A 572-nucleotide genomic window follows, 5' to 3' on the forward strand; every position below is an offset into this window, starting at 1 on the left:
CCAGCACCAGGCGAACGCAGATAAAGCCGACGCTGAACAGCGAAAGGGTAAACGCGGCGCCCTGCCAGCTGTGCGCGGCGAAGTAGAGGGTGATAAAGGTGGCGATAACGCCGAAACCGACGGTGCCAAAGGCCAGCCCCAGGCCGTAAGGCCAGATTTTTCGCACCACCGCGTGAAAGGGCGCTCTGGCGCCGGCGTTCACCTTGACGTCCTGGCGGGTACGAGCGAACAGCAGACCGATGGCCGCGACCAGCACTACCACCGTAGCAAAGCCGCTGATGCCAAAATAGTGATTGAGGGTAACTCCCAGCGGCGCCCCGACCGCCATCGCCACATAGGTCGCCACGCCGTTCCAGGAGATAACCCGTGACGTGTGGATCGCGCCGACGGTTTTGATCCCCCACAGGGTGGCGCCGGTGGCGGTAAAGCTCTCGCCGACGCCGAGAAACACCCGGCCCGCCAGCAGCGCGGCAATGGCCACGGCGAATACCGCGCCAAAGCCTATCCCCACGGCGACCGGTGGAACGCCCACGCTCACCGCCAGGGAATAGAGCCCCAGCATCAGCAGCATC

Annotated in this window: 1 protein-coding gene; it reads right to left on the minus strand. The window is 64.7% G+C overall.

Annotated elements, in window-relative coordinates; genetic code table 11:
• On the minus strand, window positions 1-572 hold a 572-nt coding region (locus tag ABD715_RS17790), incomplete at both ends, for an MFS transporter (RefSeq protein WP_486357908.1).

The sequence above is a fragment of the Postechiella marina genome (genome assembly GCF_039538365.1).
GTDB lineage: Bacteria > Bacteroidota > Bacteroidia > Flavobacteriales > Flavobacteriaceae > Postechiella > Postechiella marina.